Consider the following 19,818-nt stretch of genomic DNA (forward strand, 5'->3'; position numbering starts at 1 on the left):
TAAGATAGAATGTTAGATGAAGTGTGGTGTTTATCATAGAAGAGAATATTTTCAGTCATATCCGGACAACATTTCATAGTTTGTCCCCTACCCAGAAAAAGATTGCCAATTACATTTTACAAAACCCTCAGAAAGTTGTGCTTCATTCGATTAGTGCACTCGCTGCTGAATGCAACACAAGTGAAACGACGATCTTTCGTTTTCTGCGAAAAATTGGCTATGAGTCCTATCAAGTGTTTCGTGTCCATGTCGCGCAGGATATTGCGACCAATACGCCTCAATCTATATACGGTGAGATCGAAGCATCTGATAGTGTCGCAGATATTAAACATAAGGTCATAGAGTTAACAACCAACTCTATTCAGGATATGAAGCATATTTTAGAAGACCAAGCTGTGACACAATTTATTGAGCAAATGAAACAGGCTCATAAAACCGTCTTCTTTGGAGCAGGTGCCTCCAGTTTTATTGCCGGAGATGCCTATCATAAGTTTCTCCAGCTTGGCTTTGAAGTGAGTCTATGCAGTGATCCTCATATGATGAATATGATTGCAACACATGCAACGGAACATGATTTTATCGTCGCGATCTCACATTCAGGGGAAAGTAGAGAAATCCTTGATGCCGTGCAATTTGCAAAGGAAAAAGGTGCAACGGTCGCCTCGATCACGAGCTATCCGAAATCAGAGCTCGCCAAGAAATCCGACTTTCATCTGCTCAGTTCATCGAGAGAAACAACCTATCGTTCTGACTCAATGATTTCTCGTATTAATCAGCTTGTGATTATTGATGTTTTGTATGTCGCAGCTGTTTTAGAATTAGGATCAAATGCGATCGACAACGTCAAACGTTCTCGATTAGCTGTAGCTAAAAATAAAACATAATCGACAATAGACCGGAGCTGTTTCCGGTCTTTTTTTTGTGACTTTTCTCATATTTTCCGTTGACACATTCCTATTTCGTCATGTACATTAAATGAACAATAGTTTATTTCCTACTATTAAATTAGAAAGATAGTATATATACTAACAAAAAGAAAAGAAAGCGCCTTTTGTAAGGGGTTTCTAAATAGGAGGCGGACAAAATGGCAAAGCAAATTGGATTCATTGGATTAGGCATTATGGGGAAACCTATGGCACTCAATCTATTAAAAGCCGGTCATACTGTGACTGTTTTCGATATTCATACAGAAGCTGTTCTAGCATTAAAAGAAGTGGGTGCAAATGCCGCTGCATCAGCTGCTGAGGCAGCATCTGTAAGCGATATCATCATCACGATGCTTCCAAAAGGTGAGCATGTAGAAGCAGTCGTAGCAGGTGAACAAGGCATATTGGCTACAGCAAAACCTGGCACGATTATTATAGATATGAGCTCTATTTCACCTGTTACTTCTAGAGCATTAGCGGCACTGGCAAAACAGCATCAGGTCGAATTTATCGATGCTCCTGTCAGTGGCGGAGAGCCAAAGGCGATAGACGGGACACTTGCGATTATGGCGGGCGGAGAAGAAGAGATCTTTGAACAAGTAAAGGATGTCCTCTATGCCATGGGCACAGATGTCGTATTAGTTGGATCAAATGGAAGCGGGACAACCGCTAAGCTTGCGAATCAAATCATCGTCAACTTAAATATCGCTGCCATGTCCGAGGCACTCGTTCTTGCCGCTAAGTCTGGCATTGCGATTGATAAAATGTATGAAGCCATCCGAGGTGGACTGGCAGGAAGTGCTGTACTCGATGCGAAGGTTCCTCTCATTTTAGAACGAAACTTTGAGCCTGGCGGACGTATTGACATCAACTTAAAGGATTTAACCAATGTCATGGAAACTGCCCACGATATCGGCGTTCCTCTCCCGCTTTCTAGTCAGCTGCTAGAAATCTTCCACGCCCTCAAAGCGGATGGAAAGTCTGGACTTGATCACGGCGGAATCGTTCAATATTACGAAAAAATGGCTCATGTTGAAGTGAAGAAAGGATGAGGTTCTATGAAACAAAGCATTGAGTTACTAAATGCCATTCCGAAAGCGGATTCAGATCGCATTCAATCAGCATACGAACAAGCACTAAACCATTTTCACCATAAAGTGATTGTATTAGACGATGACCCAACAGGCATTCAAACGGTACACGGCGTCTCTGTTTTCACCGATTGGTCAGAGAAAAGCATTGAAGCTGGTTTTCTTGAAGACAGCCGTATGTTCTTTATCTTAACCAACTCTCGCAGTATGACAGAGAAAGAAACGGCGGTTCTTCATGAAATGATCGCATCAACGATTGTGAAAACGGCTGAACGGCTTGATCAAGATTTCATCATTGTCAGCCGGGGGGACTCCACCCTGCGTGGACACTTCCCGCTAGAGACTGACATTCTCAGAACGACCATTGAACAGCAAAGCTCCCGCCAATTTGACGGCGAAATCCTTCTTCCCTTTTTTAAAGAAGGCGGCCGCTTTACGATTGGCAATATTCACTATGTACAGGAAGGTCACGAATTAATTCCTGCTGGTGACACAGAATTTGCATTGGATCGTACATTCGGATTTCAATCTTCTCACCTCGGAGAATGGATCGAAGAGAAATCAAACGGATCGTTCACTAAGGAAAACACTACTTATATTTCTTTAGAAGATATCCGGGCTTTACGTATTGAACAAATCAAGGATCAGCTGATGACCGTGAAGGATTTTCAAAAAGTGGTTGTAAATGCAGTAGACTATGACGATGTCAAAGTCTTTGTCATTGCCCTCATAGATGCCATCAAAGCAGGTCAGCACTTTCTATTTAGAAGTGCGGCCGCTCTCACAAAAGTGCTTGGCGGTGTTGAGGATCAAGCACTTTTAGCTAGACAAGACTTAATACAGGAAGAAAGCACGCACGGTGGCCTCATCATGGTCGGTTCCCATGTCAAAAAAACAACGGAACAATTGCGAGCGCTGCAGCAAAATAAAGACATTGCATTTATTGAATTTGATACACACCTCGTGTTAGAACCTGAAGCATTTCAAGAGGAAATTGACCGCGTGATTCAACAAACTGAAAGGCTTTTAACAACCGGACAATCGGTTGCTGTTTATACAAGGAGAGAACGGCTTGATCTTGGAGACAATCGCCGAGAGGAAGAATTGAAACTCTCTGTTCAGATTAGTGATGCGGTGACAAGCATTGTCCAGCGCCTCTCCATTCGTCCTAAGTACCTCATTGCCAAAGGTGGAATCACCTCAAGCGATATTGGAACAAGAGGACTCAGCGTCAAACGTGCGACCGTCGCAGGTCAAATCAAACCAGGTATTCCCGTTTGGCAAACAGGAGAAGAAAGCAAATTCCCATTCATGTCTTATGTGATTTTCCCGGGAAATGTTGGCTCAAAGGATACGTTAAAAGAAGCAGTAGACATACTTGAAGGATAAAGCAGAGGGAGCGTTCACGCTCCCTTATGCAGCACAAAGGAGGAAAGATCATGTCGTTAGTTTTTATCGGACTTGGCGTTTTGTTATTACTTTTACTCATGGTTGTCTTTAAGTTAAACGCTTTCATTTCGTTGATTATTGTCTCTTTAATCGTTGCCGTTTTAGAAGGCATGTCACCACTTGAAGCGATTGCTTCAGTCGAAAAAGGGCTTGGAAGTACACTCGGCCATCTGGCGTTGGTTCTTGGCTTTGGAGCGATGCTTGGTAAATTGATGGCTGATTCTGGCGGTGCTCAGCGTATTGCCATGACACTCATCGACCGCTTTGGTATCGGGAAAATCCAATGGGCGACGATGCTGACTGGATTTGTTATCGGAATTGCTCTATTTTATGAAACCGGATTCATTATTCTTATTCCATTAGTCTTTACCATTGCTCAAGCCGCAAGACTTCCTGTGTTGTATGTGGGAATGCCGCTCGTCGCTGCACTCATTACCACACATGGCTTCCTCCCTCCTCACCCAGGGCCGACAGCCATTGCCAATGTATTTCAAGCCAACATGGGACAAACCTTATTGGTTGGAATTATTTTAGCCATTCCTGCTGTTTTAGTAGGCGGACTTCTGTTTACGAAACTATTTAAGAAAGACCAACTGCATGCACACATTCCAAAGGACTTGTTTAATCCAAAGGAATTTACAGAAGAGGAAATGCCAAGCTTCGGCATTAGTATTTTCACCGCTATTTTACCTGTATTGCTCATGACATTCAGAGCATGTTTAGAAATTTTCTTCCCGTCCTCCCCGCTGCTACCGGCGGCTGAGTTTTTAGGTGAGCCGGCGATTGCCCTATTAATCTCTGTGCTGCTTGCCATCTACACATTTGGTCTTGGCAGAGGAAAGAGCATGCAGGACGTCATGAAGTCGATTACAGATTCAATTGGCTCCATTGCGATGATTCTATTGATCATTGCAGGCGGCGGCGCCTTTAAACAGGTGCTCATTGACAGCGGTGTTGATCAATACATTGCAGGGATTATGCAAGGAAGCACACTGTCTCCTCTGCTCCTCACTTGGCTGATTGCAGCTGTCCTTCGTGTCTCTTTAGGGTCAGCAACTGTCGCGGGTCTCACAGCAGCTGGCATTTCTGCACCGCTAATTGGTTTGACGGGAGTCAGCCCAGAACTAATGGTGATTGCAACAGGCGCCGGCAGTATAACATTCTCTCATGTGAATGATGCAGGTTTCTGGATTTACAAAGAATACTTTAATTTGTCGATGGCTCAAACTTTTAAAACGTGGACATTGATGGTGACTGTTCTATCACTTGTTGGATTAGCCGGTGTTCTCGTCGCTGATTTGTTTATGTAGGAAAATAAATAGGAAAAACCATTGACTTTTTCTCGAAAAGATTGAATAATTGTGTTTATTAAGAAAATTGAATCAAAGGTAACCTTATTAAGAGTGGTGGAGGGACTGGCCCTGTGAAACCCGGCAACCGCTGTTCCTAGGAACAGAATGGTGCTAATTCCTTAAGCAAGCTGAAGCTTGTTTGAAGATAAGGCAGAGATCTCACAGTATATGATGCTCTTCCTTATCCAAGGAAGAGCTTTTTTATTTGATTTATAACCTGAAGAAAGAAGGGATTCAGCATGACACAAGTACAAACCATTGGTAAGAAAACAACAAAGCCGCCATTTCGTGCAGATCAAGTAGGGAGTTTACTTCGTTCTGAACGCATCAAAGAAGCCCGCAAACAAAAAGCAGACGGTACACTGACAGCAGAACAGCTCAGACAAATTGAAAACGAAGAAATCACTCGTATTGTAGAGAAGCAAAAGGAAATTGGATTAGAGGTTGTCACAGATGGAGAATTCAGACGTGCATGGTGGCATTTTGACTTTCTAGAAGGGCTTGATGGGGTCGAAGGATTTGAAGCAGACCAAGGCATTCAATTCCACAATACGACGACAAAAGCGAGAGGCATCAAAGTAACAGGTAAGATAGATTTTACTGATCATCCAATGCTGGAGGATTATCGCTTCCTTCACAGCATCGCGGGTGATCATACGGCTAAAATGACGATTCCAAGTCCGAATATGCTCTTTTTCCGTGGAAAGCTTGAAGAAGGTGTGTACGACAGCTTAGATGATTTTCACCATGACGTGGCACAAGCTTATAAAAAAGCCATCCGTGCTTTTTATGATGCAGGCTGCCGTTACTTACAGCTAGATGATACAGCTTGGGCTGTGTTCTTTTCTGAAAAAGGACATGAACAAATCAAAGCCTTTGGCCGCGAAGAAGATGAGCTTCGTGAATCGTTTGCAAAAACAATCAATGAAGCAGTTGCCGATCGACCAGATGATTTAGTGATCACCATGCACATTTGCCGTGGTAACTTTAAATCAACTTGGGCAGCCGAAGGTGGTTATGAGGCAGCGGCAGAAACGATTTTTGCAGGTCTCAATTTGGATGGTCTCTTCTTAGAATTCGACGATGACCGTTCTGGCGGATTTGAACCCCTGCGTTATGTGAAAAATTCAAACCTTCAAATCGTACTAGGTCTTGTCACTTCAAAGTATGGGGAACTTGAACCCGTTGATCAGATCAAAAGACGAATCGAAGAAGCGGCTCAATATGTGGACATCAACCAAATCTGTTTGAGCCCACAATGCGGATTCGCCTCAACAGAGGAAGGCAATTTGTTAACAGAAGAGCAGCAATGGGAAAAGCTGCGTCATGTGATTGAGATTGCGGATCAAGTGTGGAAATAGGCGGAAATCTGCAGAAAAAGATTACCGTCATAATAAAGAACCGCTTTTTTGGCGGTTCTTTATTTTTTGTCATCTCTATCAACATTATATGAAGTTTAATCGTCATACTTCTATAGTAGAGTTAAGAAGATAATGAATATAAGTTATCTTCTTAAAAACCATCTTTTATACTCATAAGTTGTCTTACAACAAGTTGTGTAGATTGATATACATCTAAGTCATCTTTCTTGCCAGTATATCCCCTACTGAAATTCCCTTGAAATCGTTTGGTAAATTATTTATCATTGATTTTAATTTTTCTTCTACCTTTTTTCGTTCATTTTCATCCAAAAGATCAATATTAACGAGTTCTCTCCATTCGTCTTTTTGAATCAATCGATTCCTTAATTCTATTAAAATTAGATCTAGCCAAGCTGGCTGACCGAAGGTAAAGTTTAATGCAATGGTTTCTTCAGAAGAACTAGTTGAATGCCAACAACCTCTTGGAAGAAATAAAAATGATCCCGTATCCAAAATCAATTCCCTACCATTAGATAAATTTTCATCAGGAAAATCACCATTCCAATACGACTTTAATGGATCTGGCAAATGAGGAGCCTCAATTAATTCATAATGTTGAAGTGGATTCACTGTATTAAAATTTTCAGCCAACTTCCATTTCTTTTTCCCTTTAAGTTGAAAAATGAAATTACAATACGCATCAAAATGTGCTGAAAATCCAGCTGATTCTTTAGCAGCGTACAATACTGCTTTTGCCATTGTTCCCTCAGGCAAGCCTAAAAGATTATCCTATACCATTTAGAATTCAATTTAGTGGATATACAGCTCTCTAAAACCATAAACGCCTTCCTAGATTAAAATAACCGATGATTCTAGCCATCTTTTGTATTTTCTCCAATTTCTTTTTTACAAACTATCAATCTATTTGCAACATCAATCTACTCATCACTATTACTTTATAAACATAAAATTTGTCAAAAAATCATTGTTTAAATATTGAAAAAAATATAAATGACATGCTATTATCTCTTTTGTTAGGATATAAAATAGGAATTTAATACATATATAAGAGGAATGTTACATCAAAAAAATTATAAAACTCCATGTCTTGTTGAGATTCGTAATGTAGTTGTTGCTGGAGGACATTAATAACTAGTTTTTCATACCCTAACACTTTATGAAAGGAGTGTACAATCTTTGCTGACTCATGGTGAATGTTATTTATATAATGATTTTGTCAAAGAAAATCAACTATACATATATCCTTTGAAGATAATAAAATCTTAAATCATACCCTGACACAAACGAGCCAAAGCTACAATCTTGGTACCTTGTTATAGAAAAAAGAATGAAGGGAATCACAATGAAGAATAATACAATTTTCGTAAAAAATCCTGATAATGAACAAGAAAGTACTTAGTAGGTATCATTATCGAACCGGGCATGTCCCTAAATCAAGTCGCAGCTGATTTTTATGAACGAATTGACGGACAAAGAGAGTTTATTTCAATAGTAACGGAAATTGCTGAAGAATATGATACAGATGTTCAAACTTGTATCAAAGACCTCCAAGCATTGAGTAAACAATTAATTGAAAAGGAAGTTGTATATGTAAAATGAATAAACTGAATGATGATATTCTAGAAAACATCTATAAAAACATTTCAACTAAGAGAAGCAAAACAATCGTTAATTACATTGCAATGCTAATGGCACTAGCAAGAGATCATGAACTAAACGAGGATGATTTAATTAATTGGATTCACAGTAAATTAAGTGCAATAGGATATTTTCAAGAAAAAAACCGTTTATTTACTCAAAACAAATTAGATGAATTTGTCGTAGAGTTTATTGAAGGAAGAGCACTATTATATGATGATATCAACATAACTGAAACAAAACAAAACGAATATGTCATCAGTAGCAAATTGTGGTACAAAAAGAATCCACCTGAAAGTTTTTTTTATTTTGGTATTGACCCTGAAGATTTTTCGAACTACGCACAAAAACTTGCTCAAATAAACGCCGAAAAACTAGGTATCTCAATCAATTTTTCTAAGGATCAAGCGAATGACAACGAAATAGCTCATATCCAGCTTTCAAAAAAATGGTCTCTTTCAGAAGAATTGACAGTAACTCAGCCAAGTTCAAAAGACTTTTCTTGGTTAACATGTTTTTTCAATGAACATTGGGGTGGAACGACTATGGTGTCTAAAGGGACAACTTATAATGTTTTAAATGAAAACATTATGTTGGCTAAACGTGGAGATACTATAGTAGGAATATTAGTTTACAAAATATTCAAAGAAGAGGCGGAAATCCTGACTTTAGAGGCTCTAGAAAAGTACCATGGGGTTGGCAGTAAATTGCTTTTTGAGTTAGAACAACATCTAAAAACACAAAATATACAATCTATTAATTTAATCACTAGTAATGATAACTTAAATGCCATTAGGTTTTATCAAAGAAAGGGATATTCTTTCAAAAACATCTATATCGGTGCAATTGATAAAGCAAGAATGCTTAAGCCGACAATTCCCTCTATAGGAAATTACGGAATAAATGTCAAAGATGAATTAGAATTTGAAAAAAGGTTGATACGATGACTATAAAAAGCAGATTGATTGTTATTGCGATTTCACTTTTAACTTAAACCAAGACGCAGCTCTCACGATTAATACATTACACATTCCAATACTAAAAGAAAACATAGATGTTTTAATGCCTTTACAAGAGGATAACTTATTATATATCACTATTAATAATAACATTGAATACCTTGTTGATTCACGCGATGATTATGAATGGTTTACTTTTTTAAGTAAAATCAATGGTATCAAATCCATAAAAGATATTTTATCTCAAAATAATCAAAATTTTAGAGATATAAAAGAAAGACTTGAAGAATCAGTATTACTTGATATTATCGAATTAAAATCACTTTTTGAAGATCAAAGCTCTTCTTCAAAAGCATAAATAAATATATTCGAAAGATCATATGATTTATTTGAACCACGCAAAAATTTAAAGTGTGGTTTATTTTTTGTGCAATTTTGTCTTTTTCATAAAACAAAAAGCATTATCATTCCAAAGTGACACCTAAAGAATGATAATGCCTCGATTCAAATTGTTTTCATCGTTTTATGACACCGTGTGTTCTCAAAGAAACCAAATATTTTCTCTATTTAGTCGTCTAAATGCTTTCCATTTGTCGCAATCACTTGTTTATACCAATCAAAGCTTTTCTTTTTCTTTCGATCTAATGTACCGTTGCCTTCATTGTCACGGTCGACATAAATGAAGCCGTAGCGTTTTTTCATTTCAGCTGTTGATGCACTGACAAGGTCAATTGGGCCCCAGCTTGTATAGCCGATCAGATCAACGCCGTCTGCGATCGCTTCTCTTGCCTCAAGCAAATGACTTCTGAGGTAATCAATTCGGTAATCGTCTTGAATGGAGCCGTCTTCTTCTACTTGATCCACAGCACCCAATCCATTTTCTACGATAAACAATGGTTTTTGGTAGCGGTCATATAGTTGGTTTAGTGTTGTACGAAGTCCTTTTGGATCAATTTGCCAGCCCCAATCACTTGCTTCTAGATAAGGGTTTTTCACGCCTTCAAATAGGTTACCACCAGTAACTTGTCCAAGAACCTCTGGATCTGTGCTTGTCACAAAACTCATATAATAGCTGAAGCCAATATAGTCGACTGTATGGTTTCTTAGAATGTCTTCGTCACCGTCTTGGAATTCAATGTTGATGTTATTTTCCAGGAAATAACGTTTCATGTATCCAGGGTAATAGCCTCTTGCCTGTACATCTGAGAAGAACAATGTTTTACGATCTTGATCAATCGCAGCAAACATATCTTCAGGTCTTGAGCTGTACGGATATGTGGTCATCGCTGCAATCATACAACCGATTTTAGCATCTGGAATGATTTCGTGTCCTGCTTTAACAGCTAGAGCACTTGCAACAAATTGGTGATGCGCTGCTTGATATTGAATGCTTTTCTCGTCTTCGCCTTTTTCAAATACAAGGCCACCCCCTGTGAAAGGAGCATGTAACACAACGTTGATTTCATTAAAAGTCATCCAATATTTCACTTTATCTTTAAAGCGAGTGAACAATGTTTTAGCGTATGTTTCATAAAGACCCACAAGCTTACGGTTTCTCCATCCGCCGTAGTTTTTCACAAGTGCAAGTGGCATTTCATAGTGAGAGATCGTGACAACTGGCTCAATTCCATGCTTATGCAGTTCATCAAATACTTTTTCATAGAAAGCGAGGCCCGCTTCATTCGGTTCCGCATCGTCACCATTTGGGAAAATACGTGGCCAAGAAATGGATAGTCTGAAGCACTTGAATCCCATTTCTGCAAACAGGGCAATATCTTCTTTGTAGCGATGATAGAAGTCGATCGCATCATGATATAAGTTAAGGTCTTTCATTGATTCATCGAATGGGTGCATAATCCCGTGTGGTGATACATCCGCTGTCGATAAGCCTTTTCCATCTTTGTTATAAGCACCTTCAATTTGGTTGGCGGCTACTGCGCCGCCCCATAAGAAACCTTTAGGAAATGTTTTTTCTAAATTGGTCATGTTGAATGCCCTCCTCATTTTCTTCTACACTGACTGTAAGCAATGTCTCTTTTACTGTAATCGCCCCATCTGTTTTCGCATTAACTTGTGCATAATCATTTGTGTTGGTGACGATAATTGGCGTTGTTACATCATAGCCTTCTTGCTGAATGCCCTCGATATCAAATTCAACTAGCAGATCTCCTGCTTGAACAAGATCACCTGACTCTACATGACTTGTGAAATGTTTACCGCCAAGTTTTACTGTATCAATCCCCACATGGATGAGAAGCTCTGTGCCTTGATCACTCTTTAAACCAATGGCATGTTTCGTTTGGAAAATGGTTTCAACCTTGCCGTTGAACGGTGCTACTACACGTCCAACTGTTGGGACAATGGCTGTTCCTTTACCCATGATTTCATTAGAGAATGTTGCATCATTTACTTGATTGAGCGGCTTTAGTTGACCTTCAAGCGGGCTTTGTACCACTTCATTTTGAAGCGCTACTGTGTCTTTCTTTTCTTCTGGTTTGTCTGCTTTTGTATCATCTTTCACTGGTACATCTTTGAATCCTAGAACAAGTGTCATGATGGTTGCTACAACAAAGCCGATCACTAATCCAATGATGGAGTAAACAAATGTCGGTCCAATGAACGTTGGGAGACCTGGAAGACCTGCTGATCCTGATATCACATATGACTTTACTTTGAAGATGGACATGAACACGCCGCCTGCTGCTGCACCAATGAGGGCTGCAAGGAACGGTTTTTTCAATCGCATGTTCACACCATACATAGCAGGTTCAGTAATACCCATTAACGCAGTGATACTTGTAGACATCGCCAATGATTTGAATGTTTTGTTTTTTGATCTTAAGAAGACACCGAATGCTGCGCCTGCTTGTGCCATATTCGCTACAAACATCATTGGAAGAATGAAGTCAAAACCGTTTAATGTAATGTTGTTGATCATGATTGGAAGTAGTGCATAGTGCATGCCCGTAATGATCAATGGTGACATAAAGCCACCGATTAAGAGTCCGGCCAAAATACCTGCATGTTTGAACAATAAATCAATTCCACCTGAAAGACCATTTCCGATAATCCCACCAAGCGGTCCAACTGCGATGAGCATAACTGGTACCACGACAAGAAGTGTAACTGTTGGAACAAGAATGATTTTTAGTGATTTCGGACTATATTTTTCTGCGAATCTTTCCACATATGAGCCGAGCCAGATAGTGAGTAGAATTGGAATCACCGATGAAGAGTACACAACGGCAACCACTGGCAAGCCTAGAAATTCTGTATTTCCTGCACCTAGTAAGGCAGTGAGCTGCGGGTGCAGTGCGGCTGCTGCAATGGCAGCGGCGATATACTGATTTGTGCCAATTTTTTTGGCGACGCTTACAGCGAGCAGAATCGGTAAGAAGTAAAAGGCTCCGTCTCCGATAGCTGTTAAAATCGCATATGTGCTGCTTTTATCTGAGATCCATTGGAACGTCAGCATTAATGCCAAGATTCCTTTGATCATACCAGCTCCAGCGATGGCTGGAAGAATCGGTGTGAAGACACCAGAGATAAAATCGAAAAGCTTTGAAATCACATTTTGTTTTGATGCTTCTTCTGTATCGCCTGACTTTACATCTGTTGATAACCCAGAATCAGCAATCATTGCTTGATAGACGTTTGATACGTCGTTGCCAATAATGACATGGTATTGACCGCCGCTTTGATTCACGCCCATGACGCCATCTGTTGATTGCAGCTTCTCCTTATCCGCTTTGCCTTCATCGTATAAATTGAAGCGAAGTCTTGTCATACAATGCGTGACTTGCTTTACATTCTTTTCACCGCCGACAAGCTCTAGAACTTCTTTTGCTGTTTGTTTGTGGTTCATTGTGTTACCCTCCAATCGTTGATTTCATCTTGATATAGAAAAAACCTAAACATCCATTAATGCCCGAAAAATAGCGATTCAGACATTAATCGATATTTAGGTTTTGCCTGCTTAACCAGTAACAATCCTTCATAGCGATTGATCGTTATTCAATTTTATAAGCCTTTAGATACAAAAAAACCTAAATCATGCCTTATCAAAGATAGGGACAATGATTTAGGTTTTGCCTGCTTGACCAGTAACAATCCTAAAAGATTGTGGGCTATTGAGTTTATAGTTATAAATTAGCATGTTAATTTTGATATGTCAACGCTTTCTTTTTGATTTATTTTCTTTTTATGACTCGATCGATGTGCAAAGTTAAGTATAACATCTCATCTTCTATGAGACTTCGGTTGTATTCTTTTTGAACATAGTCATTAATTTTCTCCGCACATTGAAAAGCGGCTGTATTTTTTTCCTTTACCACTTCATACAGAAACTCATTTTGATTTTCCATTTGTGTTTCGTTAAACAGACGCTGTCCAAAAAATTTCAAATGCGTGACAAAACGGAAATAATTTAATGATTCTTCGTCTAAATCAATTTGGAAATGATACTTTACGATGTTCAAAATATCTTGAATCAGTTTTGTAATTTGAATGACATTCGGCATTTCCTCATTCAGTTCTGCATTGACAATATGCATCGCAATAAAGCCTGCTTCATCCTCGGGAAGATGGATGTTGAGCTTGTCCTGTATGATCCGAATAGCTTCTACACCACACATGAATTCCTCTTTGTACAGCCGTTTGATTTCCCAAAGCAAGGCATTTTTAATGTCCATTCCTTTTTGATGACGTTCAATAGCAAAGGTAATATGATCCGTTAACGTGACATAGATGCTGTCATTTAAATTTTTGTTAAGGGTCGTTCTCGCGTGATCGATAATTGCCTCACACACTTGCATATACTCGATCGGAATATCATAAAGCAGGGTTTTGAATTTTTCTGATATATCTTTATTTTGAATGGAAAATACTTTTTCGATACGTTCTTCGTCAATTGGGTCTCCGCTTTTCTTTTGAAACGCAATCCCTCTGCCCATAATGACCAGCTCATGCTGCTCGTCATCATACGCACTGACCACATTATTGTTGATTACTTTCGAAATGATCAATTGATCCCCCCCAGTACATTCCGCTTTTTCGAGCATTTCATTGTTGATTGATATGTCATTTTATTATTATTTTCAAAAAAGAGGACTTTAAGATGATTTTACATTTTTTTTTGATACGGTCAACTAGAAAGAATGACATATTACCTCTCAGAAATGACGATTTAGGGGCAAAAAGGCTAAAAATAGACAAAAAACACTCTTCAAAAAGAGTGTTTTTTACAAAATTAGGAGCAATCCCAGTTATAGACGACATTTTCGAAATGTTTTCGTTTGAGGTCTTCTGGTTTGATAAAAAAGTTAGCAATGCCGCAATCTCCCCACAACATGTCCACTTCATCATCTGAGTCAATTTGCAATAATAGCACAGTATGTTCTTGGTCTACATAGGTACGCGGGTCTTCTTGTGTAAAACCTGGGTATCCGCCAACTTTATGGCCAAAACCACTTGCTGTCTCATAAAATTCATCTAGCAATTGATCTGCTTCATCACCATCAATACCAACAGCATCTTCGAATAGATCCCAGCTTCGCTTTCCTGTGACTTTTTCAAAGCGGAAATCTTCTACACTGATCGTTTCGCTTGATAATTCACCTGTAATCGCGCCTTCCTTCGTAACTGGAAAATAAAAATCGTCAGGAATTTTCACGAATGAAAAATCAGTCAATAAGTCTTCTTCAGCTAAGAAAGGTTCCTCAATAAATTTGATCCGAAAATCTTTTTGCTCTGTTTTATGGTCAATATTCATCCCATAAAGATCATCATGTACAGAAATAAAAACTTGCAAAAGTCCTGTTTCTGGGTAATCTTTCAGCTTTGGCAGCTGGCCGAAATTGATTTGTGCCAGCAGCTTCATAGGATGGCCTTCTCCATCAACGGGATATTCGTCGTTTTTTGGGAAATAAGGATCACCTGATATTTTGCTGTCATATGGTCCTGTTTTTCCTTGTTTTATCTGTAATTGAATCAGTGGTTTTTCAGTTTGATCTAACAATGGACGGTAAGGCGCAAGTACTTCTTGCAGCTTTGCTGATTGTGTCAAGATGGGCTTCCTCCTTATGTATAGGTCTAATGATCAAAACAGGTCTCTCTTTTTCTATCATACAGAAGTGTAACTTCCCTGTCAGTGAAAAACCCGTCAATATCATGACAAAAAACTCACTTCAACACGTTAAAAAACCTCCGATACGGCTGGAGGTTTTGTGATTCGTTTATTTATTTCACTTGATAATTCACTAAGTCTGTTGCCAATGATTTCATCGTTTCGTTCGTTTCGTGCAGCCCCTCAATAATTTTTGTGAAAGTGCCAACGAGTTCTGCTTGATGTTCAGAAGAAGCCACGATTTGTGCTATTTCTTCTTCCATTCCTTTGATAGAGCCTTGCACATCTTTTAGCGCTGTTTCAATATCAGTCGTTGCTTGCTTCGCGTGAGTAGACAGCTTTCTCACTTCTGTAGCAACCACCCCAAAGCCTGCTCCTGCTTCACCGACTCTTGCAGCCTCAATGGATGCATTGAGTCCAAGTAAGTTCGTTTGATCAGAGATACCTTTGATGAGATTAGACACTTGGTTGATTTTAGAGGAATTTTCGACAGTGGTTTTTGTATTTTGTAGAATTTGTTCACTTGTCGCTTGTAGTTCCTCTGAATGTGCAGCCACTTGCTGTACCATCGCGACTAGTTTTTCGGAAGCATCGTTACTTTCCGTCATAATGTGTTCTAATCGTTGTTGATTCGTTTGGTCATATGCTACACAGAAGGCAGCGATTACTTGACCATTGTCATCTTTAATCGGGACGGCGACGATGTCCATAGGAATTCCGTACACCTCTTTAGGAATCTGGATAAATGATGGCTCTCTCCCATTTTTCAACATCGAAAAGTTTTGGAACCCGGGAGCTACAACGTCCCCTGCTTTAAACCCTAAGTCAATGTTCCCGTGCTGCTGATAATAAAGAACCTTCTCTTTCCCTAATACAGAAAAGGTTAGCTGCTCTCTCATAGCTAGTCCAACGATTGGTAAAGCGTCTATTATGTTATCAATTCTCTGTGACATTCGCTCACGTTCATCCTCTCTTTTTCTCAGTACACTCTCTTTATCGGTTCTTTATATGATCTATTACAGCCTGCAATGTGTACTAATATCAACCAAATGACCTAAGACATATAAAACAGCCACATTCTATCAAGAGAATGTGGCTGTTTTTAAAAAAAGAACATGCATATCAACACACTGATGACGATGAAAAAAAGATACATGCAGTCGATCCATGAAGTGCTGATGACATGATAATACGTTCTCTCCCTCGTCCCTGTGAAGCCTCTTGCTTCCATCGCAATGGCTAGTCGTTCAGATTTCCGTACGCCTTGCGTGAAAAGAGGGAGTGCATAACGTATAAACGCTTTCCAACTGTTTTTTTGCTTGTAACCTCTAATTTTATGTGCAGCCTTCATTTGCTTCAATTCACTTTGAAACAACGGGATAAACCGGAAGCCTGCCAGCATCCCATATGCCCATTTGGGTGACATTCGGCATTGATGGATTAAGCTCATCATAAAGGCCGTCAAATCAGTTGTTGATGTAAAAAGGAGACCAAATGTCACAAAGCCAAGCATTCTAAAAGAAATGGTCAGCCCATTTCTTAAACTCTCCTCTGTAATATGAAACCATGCCCACTTCCAAACTGTATGATCTCCCTTGCCAAAGGCCGCGATCATCCAAAACACGAGAATGAAAAAGAGCAGATAAGGTACAAGTCTGGTGATGAGGTATTTCAAATTCCAGCCGCCTAGGACAAGTCCAATTCCAAGTGCAAACAGCCAGATGATGAACGTCGTTTTAGGATCAGAAATCGCCATCAGACAGCACATCGCAAGGAGATGGGCGAGTAATTTCATGACTGGATTTACAGTGGATAGAAAGGAGTGATTACTTTGCAATCGTCATCACTTCCTTTCTTTCAGCCATATAGCGATAATGTAACGGCACTCTCAGCTCACAGGAAGTGACAAGTTCCTGATGAGAAAATAAATCAAAAGGCGTACCATCATAAACATGCTCCCCTTGATGAAAAACAAGCACTTGATCAGCGCACTCATCAACGAGTTCCATATCATGTGTGACCATGATAATAGTGGTGCCTTGTCGTTGACGTTCTTTTAAACGCCGGATTAACTCCCTCGCCGTTTTCTCATCCTGCCCGAAGGTCGGCTCATCTAAAATGAGTACATCCTGATCAAAAAGAAGCATCGTGGCAACACTTAATCTTCTTTTTTGTCCTAAACTTAAGGTGAAAGGATGCACGTCTCTATGCTTCTCTAGGCCGAACTCTGCCAATAGCTGATTCGTTTTTTCTTGCACCACAGGCTCTGGCCAATTTCGCTGTCTCCCACCAAATGCGATTTCATCAAACACTGTGTCCTGTATAAATTGAAGTTCTGGATTTTGAAATACAAAGCCGGCTTTTTCATATAATGTTCGGTCAGACCACTTTTTCAGGTGTTTTCCTTTTAAAAAAATGTGACCTTTTTTTATTGGTTCTAAACGGATGACATGTTTAAGAAACGTACTTTTTCCGCTGCCATTTTCACCAATGATCGCAACCCAATCTCCTGCTTTTATATCAACGTGCAGGTCATCTATAATGCTTTTTTTCCCGTAGCTTAATTGTAGATGATCTGTGCGAATAATGACCTCTCGATTTGTTGATGACAATTTCTCATGACGTTCTTTTCTCGCCTCAAAGGTTTGCAAGAGTGTTTGACTCAGTGGATGAAACGGATCTTGTACGATAGTGGACCATTTCTCGGGAAATATTTTCGGACGCCAAATGCCGGCTTCTTTCATTTCTCCCTCAAATGTGTTCATCACGTCTTTTGGCGTTCCATCTGCTATGATACGGCCTTGATGATCTAATAAGATCACCCGATCCATCCACTCGATGACACCGTCTAACACATGCTCCACAAAAATCATCGTCTGATTCTGTTCAGCTGAAAGCTGCTGAAGTAATTGAAATATCTCCATTCTTCCTGCTGGATCAAGCTGTGCTGTCGGTTCATCAAAGAACAGGACGTCTGGCTCTAATGCTAGTAAACAAGCAAGCGCCAACCGCTGCTTCATGCCGCCAGATAAGGTATGAATATCTGTGTTTGGGTCGACATCCAGCTGTACCTTTTTCATGAGATGCTGAATCATGTCATCCATTTGTTCTCGAGGGACAGATCGATTCTCTAAGCTAAACGCAATTTCTTCATTGACTCGGTGCATACAAAACTGCGAATCTGGGTCTTGAAACATGACACCAGTATGCCTTTGCCGCATCACTTCTCCCTGTACTTCAGCTTCCATATGCTCTGGAATAATGCCAGCAAGCACAGAAATCAGCGTAGATTTCCCGCTTCCACTTGGTCCTAATATCAGCACCTTTTCCCCCTTTTGAATAGAAAGAGATACTTGATGAAGAACGGGATTCGGCTGTTCATAAAAACGGACAGTGAGATTACTGCACGCGAGAAATGAATCCATGCTGGTCACCCTTACTTCGTTTTTCTTTCATGATGGCATATTGATTCAGCACACCCGTTTTAGATAAAGCATCCACCACAACCTTTGCCAAGCAACCGCCGAGTAACATACCGCTGATGACTTGAGTGACAAGAGTCATGAGTAACACTTGAGGCGTGTAATAGCCGAATCCATTGGCAATGAGGCTATATGCCATTGCCCCTACTGCTGCAAAGGCACCAGACAACATGAGTGTCCACATGCGATATCGCTTATAGCCAAATAGAGCGAAGGCGATTTCTGCTCCAAGTCCTTGGCATACACCAATCAAAAGCGCAGAAAGACCGAAGTGGCTGCCTGTCAGTAATTCCACGGCAGCAGCAGCTGTTTCTGCGATGAGGGCAGCGCCTGGCTTTTGGATAATGTAAGCAACGATTGGACTAGCAATGACCCAAATTCCGAACATGATGTTGCCTCCTGCTGGACCGACAAGGGCTGTAATCGGTAAATAAAGCGTCGACCACCCTAAATAGATAACTCCGCATGCCACTGATAAAATGACAGCGAGAACGACTTCTTTCATCTTCCATGTCATGAAGAATGCACCTCCATTTGGACTGGCCACTCTTCGACAGTAAAGGCCATTTCCCAGAATTTATACTCAAGCTGACAGCTTAAGATGAAGTGCTGTTTCATTTTCTCCTTTTCCTTCTCACTTGCTCCTTCCGCCCACTGATCAAGCCGTTTGCAAAGCTCCACTGTAACAGAGTCCGTTAACCCGCCATAAAACGTGATCCACTCATAGAATGGATGGGCAGGATCGGGCTCTACATCTCTGAGCATTCGTTTGCCTATTTCCCAATAGGTCCAAGGGCAAGGGAGCAAAACCGCAATGATTTCTCCTAGCGTCCCTTCCTCGGCGACTTGCAGCATGTGATGAATATAGTGATGAGCACTTGGCGCCAAAGATGCACCTTGCAGTTCATCATAAGCGACACCTGCCACCCGGCAAAGGTTTTGATGAGGATGTGTCTCACTATCAAGGACAAAAGCCATTTGTTGATGGAAAAAGGTAATGTCCTCTCTGTCTGTACATCTGCTAATGGCTGCCGCATAAATTTTAATAAAGGCATTTAAATATTCTGCATCCTGTTTGACATAATGAATGATCTGTTCCTTTTCGAGTTCTCCTGCTGCAAGTCCTCTCACAAACGGATGCTGATAAATCGCTTCAAATAATGGTTCTGCTTCTTGCCTTAATTGGGTTGAAAATGTCATAAAAAAAGCCTCCTCTTTTTCAGTTGAATAAATGAAAAAGCCACCCCAAATGGAGCGGCCTTCTTATCGATTCAATCATGAATAAGACAAGGTCCAGCTCCACTTCCCTCCGCTAGTACAAACTAGATCAGGTTCAAAGGGTCCAAGATTTCCTCTTGTCTCAGTCATACATGACTCCCCTAGTGGACTTTTGTCATTTAATTATCTTTACTCTA

At 40.1% G+C, this 19,818-nt stretch carries 18 protein-coding genes and 2 riboswitches; of the genes, 8 read left to right on the forward strand and 10 right to left on the reverse strand.

Going from position 1 to position 19,818, the window contains the following annotated elements; translation table 11 throughout:
- The first annotated feature begins 26 nt into the window (after positions 1–26).
- The 5 genes from MHB38_RS18590 to MHB38_RS18610 all read left to right on the forward strand — a co-directional run bounded on the left by MHB38_RS18590 (position 27) and on the right by MHB38_RS18610 (position 6,179).
- Positions 27–884, forward strand: a complete 858-nt coding sequence (locus tag MHB38_RS18590) for a MurR/RpiR family transcriptional regulator (protein ID WP_017368342.1) — start codon at positions 27–29, stop codon at positions 882–884.
- A 200-nt stretch (positions 885–1,084) separates the two neighbouring features.
- The gene (gene garR, locus MHB38_RS18595; protein WP_035389960.1) at positions 1,085–1,978 is read left to right on the forward strand and encodes a 2-hydroxy-3-oxopropionate reductase; all 894 of its coding nucleotides are present in this window, start codon (positions 1,085–1,087) and stop codon (positions 1,976–1,978) included.
- A 6-nt stretch (positions 1,979–1,984) separates the two neighbouring features.
- Positions 1,985–3,406, forward strand: coding sequence for a four-carbon acid sugar kinase family protein (locus tag MHB38_RS18600; protein ID WP_046526794.1), 1,422 nt, complete (start codon positions 1,985–1,987; stop codon positions 3,404–3,406).
- 50 nt (positions 3,407–3,456) lie between these two features.
- Positions 3,457–4,776, forward strand: a complete 1,320-nt coding sequence (locus tag MHB38_RS18605; protein WP_008345676.1) for a gluconate:H+ symporter — start codon at positions 3,457–3,459, stop codon at positions 4,774–4,776.
- An 81-nt stretch (positions 4,777–4,857) separates the two neighbouring features.
- A riboswitch (SAM riboswitch) is annotated at positions 4,858–4,970 on the forward strand.
- 87 nt (positions 4,971–5,057) lie between these two features.
- On the forward strand, positions 5,058–6,179 hold the full coding sequence (locus MHB38_RS18610) for a 5-methyltetrahydropteroyltriglutamate--homocysteine S-methyltransferase (RefSeq protein ID WP_341004169.1): 1,122 nt from the start codon (positions 5,058–5,060) through the stop codon (positions 6,177–6,179).
- Positions 6,180–6,392: 213 nt separating this feature from the next.
- Here the strand turns inward: MHB38_RS18610 and MHB38_RS18615 are convergent, their stop codons facing one another.
- Positions 6,393–6,938 carry a JmjC domain-containing protein gene (locus tag MHB38_RS18615; protein WP_228003901.1) on the reverse strand — a complete coding sequence of 182 codons (546 nt, stop codon included), beginning with the start codon at positions 6,936–6,938 and terminating at the stop codon, positions 6,393–6,395.
- Positions 6,939–7,622: 684 nt separating this feature from the next.
- Between MHB38_RS18615 and MHB38_RS18620 the strand changes: the two genes are divergently transcribed.
- From MHB38_RS18620 to MHB38_RS18630, 3 genes are all read left to right on the forward strand, one after another.
- Complete coding sequence (locus MHB38_RS18620; RefSeq protein WP_017358652.1) at positions 7,623–7,799, forward strand: PqqD family protein; 177 nt, start codon at positions 7,623–7,625, stop codon at positions 7,797–7,799.
- Positions 7,796–8,785: a GNAT family N-acetyltransferase gene (locus tag MHB38_RS18625; RefSeq protein WP_017358651.1), complete on the forward strand. Its 990-nt coding sequence runs from the start codon at positions 7,796–7,798 to the stop codon at positions 8,783–8,785. The genes MHB38_RS18620 and MHB38_RS18625 overlap by 4 nt, the downstream gene beginning before the upstream one ends.
- 115 nt (positions 8,786–8,900) lie before the next feature.
- On the forward strand, positions 8,901–9,155 hold the full coding sequence (locus MHB38_RS18630) for a hypothetical protein (protein WP_025208230.1): 255 nt from the start codon (positions 8,901–8,903) through the stop codon (positions 9,153–9,155).
- Between the two features lie 209 nt (positions 9,156–9,364).
- Here the strand turns inward: MHB38_RS18630 and MHB38_RS18635 are convergent, their stop codons facing one another.
- The 9 genes from MHB38_RS18635 to tenA form a co-directional block, all read right to left on the reverse strand.
- Positions 9,365–10,783, reverse strand: coding sequence for a glycoside hydrolase family 1 protein (locus MHB38_RS18635; RefSeq protein ID WP_025208231.1), 1,419 nt, complete (start codon positions 10,781–10,783; stop codon positions 9,365–9,367).
- Positions 10,755–12,662, reverse strand: a complete 1,908-nt coding sequence (locus MHB38_RS18640; RefSeq protein WP_341004174.1) for a beta-glucoside-specific PTS transporter subunit IIABC — start codon at positions 12,660–12,662, stop codon at positions 10,755–10,757. Before MHB38_RS18640 ends, MHB38_RS18635 begins: the two co-directional genes overlap by 29 nt.
- Positions 12,663–12,987: 325 nt before the next feature.
- Positions 12,988–13,821, reverse strand: a complete 834-nt coding sequence (licT, locus tag MHB38_RS18645) for a BglG family transcription antiterminator LicT (RefSeq protein WP_017368351.1) — start codon at positions 13,819–13,821, stop codon at positions 12,988–12,990.
- Positions 13,822–14,045: 224 nt separating this feature from the next.
- On the reverse strand, positions 14,046–14,861 hold the full coding sequence (locus MHB38_RS18650) for a YwqG family protein (protein WP_035702594.1): 816 nt from the start codon (positions 14,859–14,861) through the stop codon (positions 14,046–14,048).
- 173 nt (positions 14,862–15,034) lie between these two features.
- Positions 15,035–15,874 carry a methyl-accepting chemotaxis protein gene (locus MHB38_RS18655; protein WP_024719223.1) on the reverse strand — a complete coding sequence of 280 codons (840 nt, stop codon included), beginning with the start codon at positions 15,872–15,874 and terminating at the stop codon, positions 15,035–15,037.
- A gap of 149 nt (positions 15,875–16,023) precedes the next feature.
- Complete coding sequence (locus tag MHB38_RS18660; RefSeq protein WP_017358644.1) at positions 16,024–16,758, reverse strand: energy-coupling factor transporter transmembrane component T family protein; 735 nt, start codon at positions 16,756–16,758, stop codon at positions 16,024–16,026.
- Positions 16,748–18,346, reverse strand: a complete 1,599-nt coding sequence (locus MHB38_RS18665) for an ABC transporter ATP-binding protein (protein WP_135226476.1) — start codon at positions 18,344–18,346, stop codon at positions 16,748–16,750. Before MHB38_RS18665 ends, MHB38_RS18660 begins: the two co-directional genes overlap by 11 nt.
- Complete coding sequence (locus MHB38_RS18670; RefSeq protein WP_019743666.1) at positions 18,321–18,920, reverse strand: ECF transporter S component; 600 nt, start codon at positions 18,918–18,920, stop codon at positions 18,321–18,323. Before MHB38_RS18670 ends, MHB38_RS18665 begins: the two co-directional genes overlap by 26 nt.
- Complete coding sequence (gene tenA / locus MHB38_RS18675; protein WP_025208236.1) at positions 18,917–19,603, reverse strand: thiaminase II; 687 nt, start codon at positions 19,601–19,603, stop codon at positions 18,917–18,919. Before tenA ends, MHB38_RS18670 begins: the two co-directional genes overlap by 4 nt.
- 87 nt (positions 19,604–19,690) lie before the next feature.
- Positions 19,691–19,794: riboswitch (TPP riboswitch) on the reverse strand.
- Positions 19,795–19,818 lie beyond the last annotated feature (24 nt).

The organism is Bacillus sp. FSL K6-3176 (genome assembly GCF_038003325.1).
In the GTDB taxonomy this organism is placed as follows: domain Bacteria; phylum Bacillota; class Bacilli; order Bacillales; family Bacillaceae; genus Bacillus; species Bacillus altitudinis.

Excerpts from the sequence above, each read along its gene's own strand:
- garR (WP_035389960.1), top strand. The coding sequence starts at position 1,085 with ATGGCAAAGCAAATTGGATTCATTGGATTAGGCATTATGGGGAAACCT.
- MHB38_RS18600 (WP_046526794.1), top strand. The coding sequence starts at position 1,985 with ATGAAACAAAGCATTGAGTTACTAAATGCCATTCCGAAAGCGGATTCA.
- MHB38_RS18605 (WP_008345676.1), top strand. The coding sequence starts at position 3,457 with ATGTCGTTAGTTTTTATCGGACTTGGCGTTTTGTTATTACTTTTACTC.
- MHB38_RS18610 (WP_341004169.1), top strand. The coding sequence starts at position 5,058 with ATGACACAAGTACAAACCATTGGTAAGAAAACAACAAAGCCGCCATTT.
- MHB38_RS18615 (WP_228003901.1), bottom strand. The coding sequence starts at position 6,938 with ATGGCAAAAGCAGTATTGTACGCTGCTAAAGAATCAGCTGGATTTTCA.
- MHB38_RS18620 (WP_017358652.1), top strand. The coding sequence starts at position 7,623 with ATGTCCCTAAATCAAGTCGCAGCTGATTTTTATGAACGAATTGACGGA.
- MHB38_RS18625 (WP_017358651.1), top strand. The coding sequence starts at position 7,796 with ATGAATAAACTGAATGATGATATTCTAGAAAACATCTATAAAAACATT.
- MHB38_RS18630 (WP_025208230.1), top strand. The coding sequence starts at position 8,901 with ATGCCTTTACAAGAGGATAACTTATTATATATCACTATTAATAATAAC.
- MHB38_RS18635 (WP_025208231.1), bottom strand. The coding sequence starts at position 10,783 with ATGACCAATTTAGAAAAAACATTTCCTAAAGGTTTCTTATGGGGCGGC.
- MHB38_RS18640 (WP_341004174.1), bottom strand. The coding sequence starts at position 12,662 with ATGAACCACAAACAAACAGCAAAAGAAGTTCTAGAGCTTGTCGGCGGT.
- MHB38_RS18655 (WP_024719223.1), bottom strand. The coding sequence starts at position 15,874 with ATGTCACAGAGAATTGATAACATAATAGACGCTTTACCAATCGTTGGA.
- MHB38_RS18665 (WP_135226476.1), bottom strand. The coding sequence starts at position 18,346 with ATGGATTCATTTCTCGCGTGCAGTAATCTCACTGTCCGTTTTTATGAA.
- MHB38_RS18670 (WP_019743666.1), bottom strand. The coding sequence starts at position 18,920 with ATGACATGGAAGATGAAAGAAGTCGTTCTCGCTGTCATTTTATCAGTG.
- tenA (WP_025208236.1), bottom strand. The coding sequence starts at position 19,603 with ATGACATTTTCAACCCAATTAAGGCAAGAAGCAGAACCATTATTTGAA.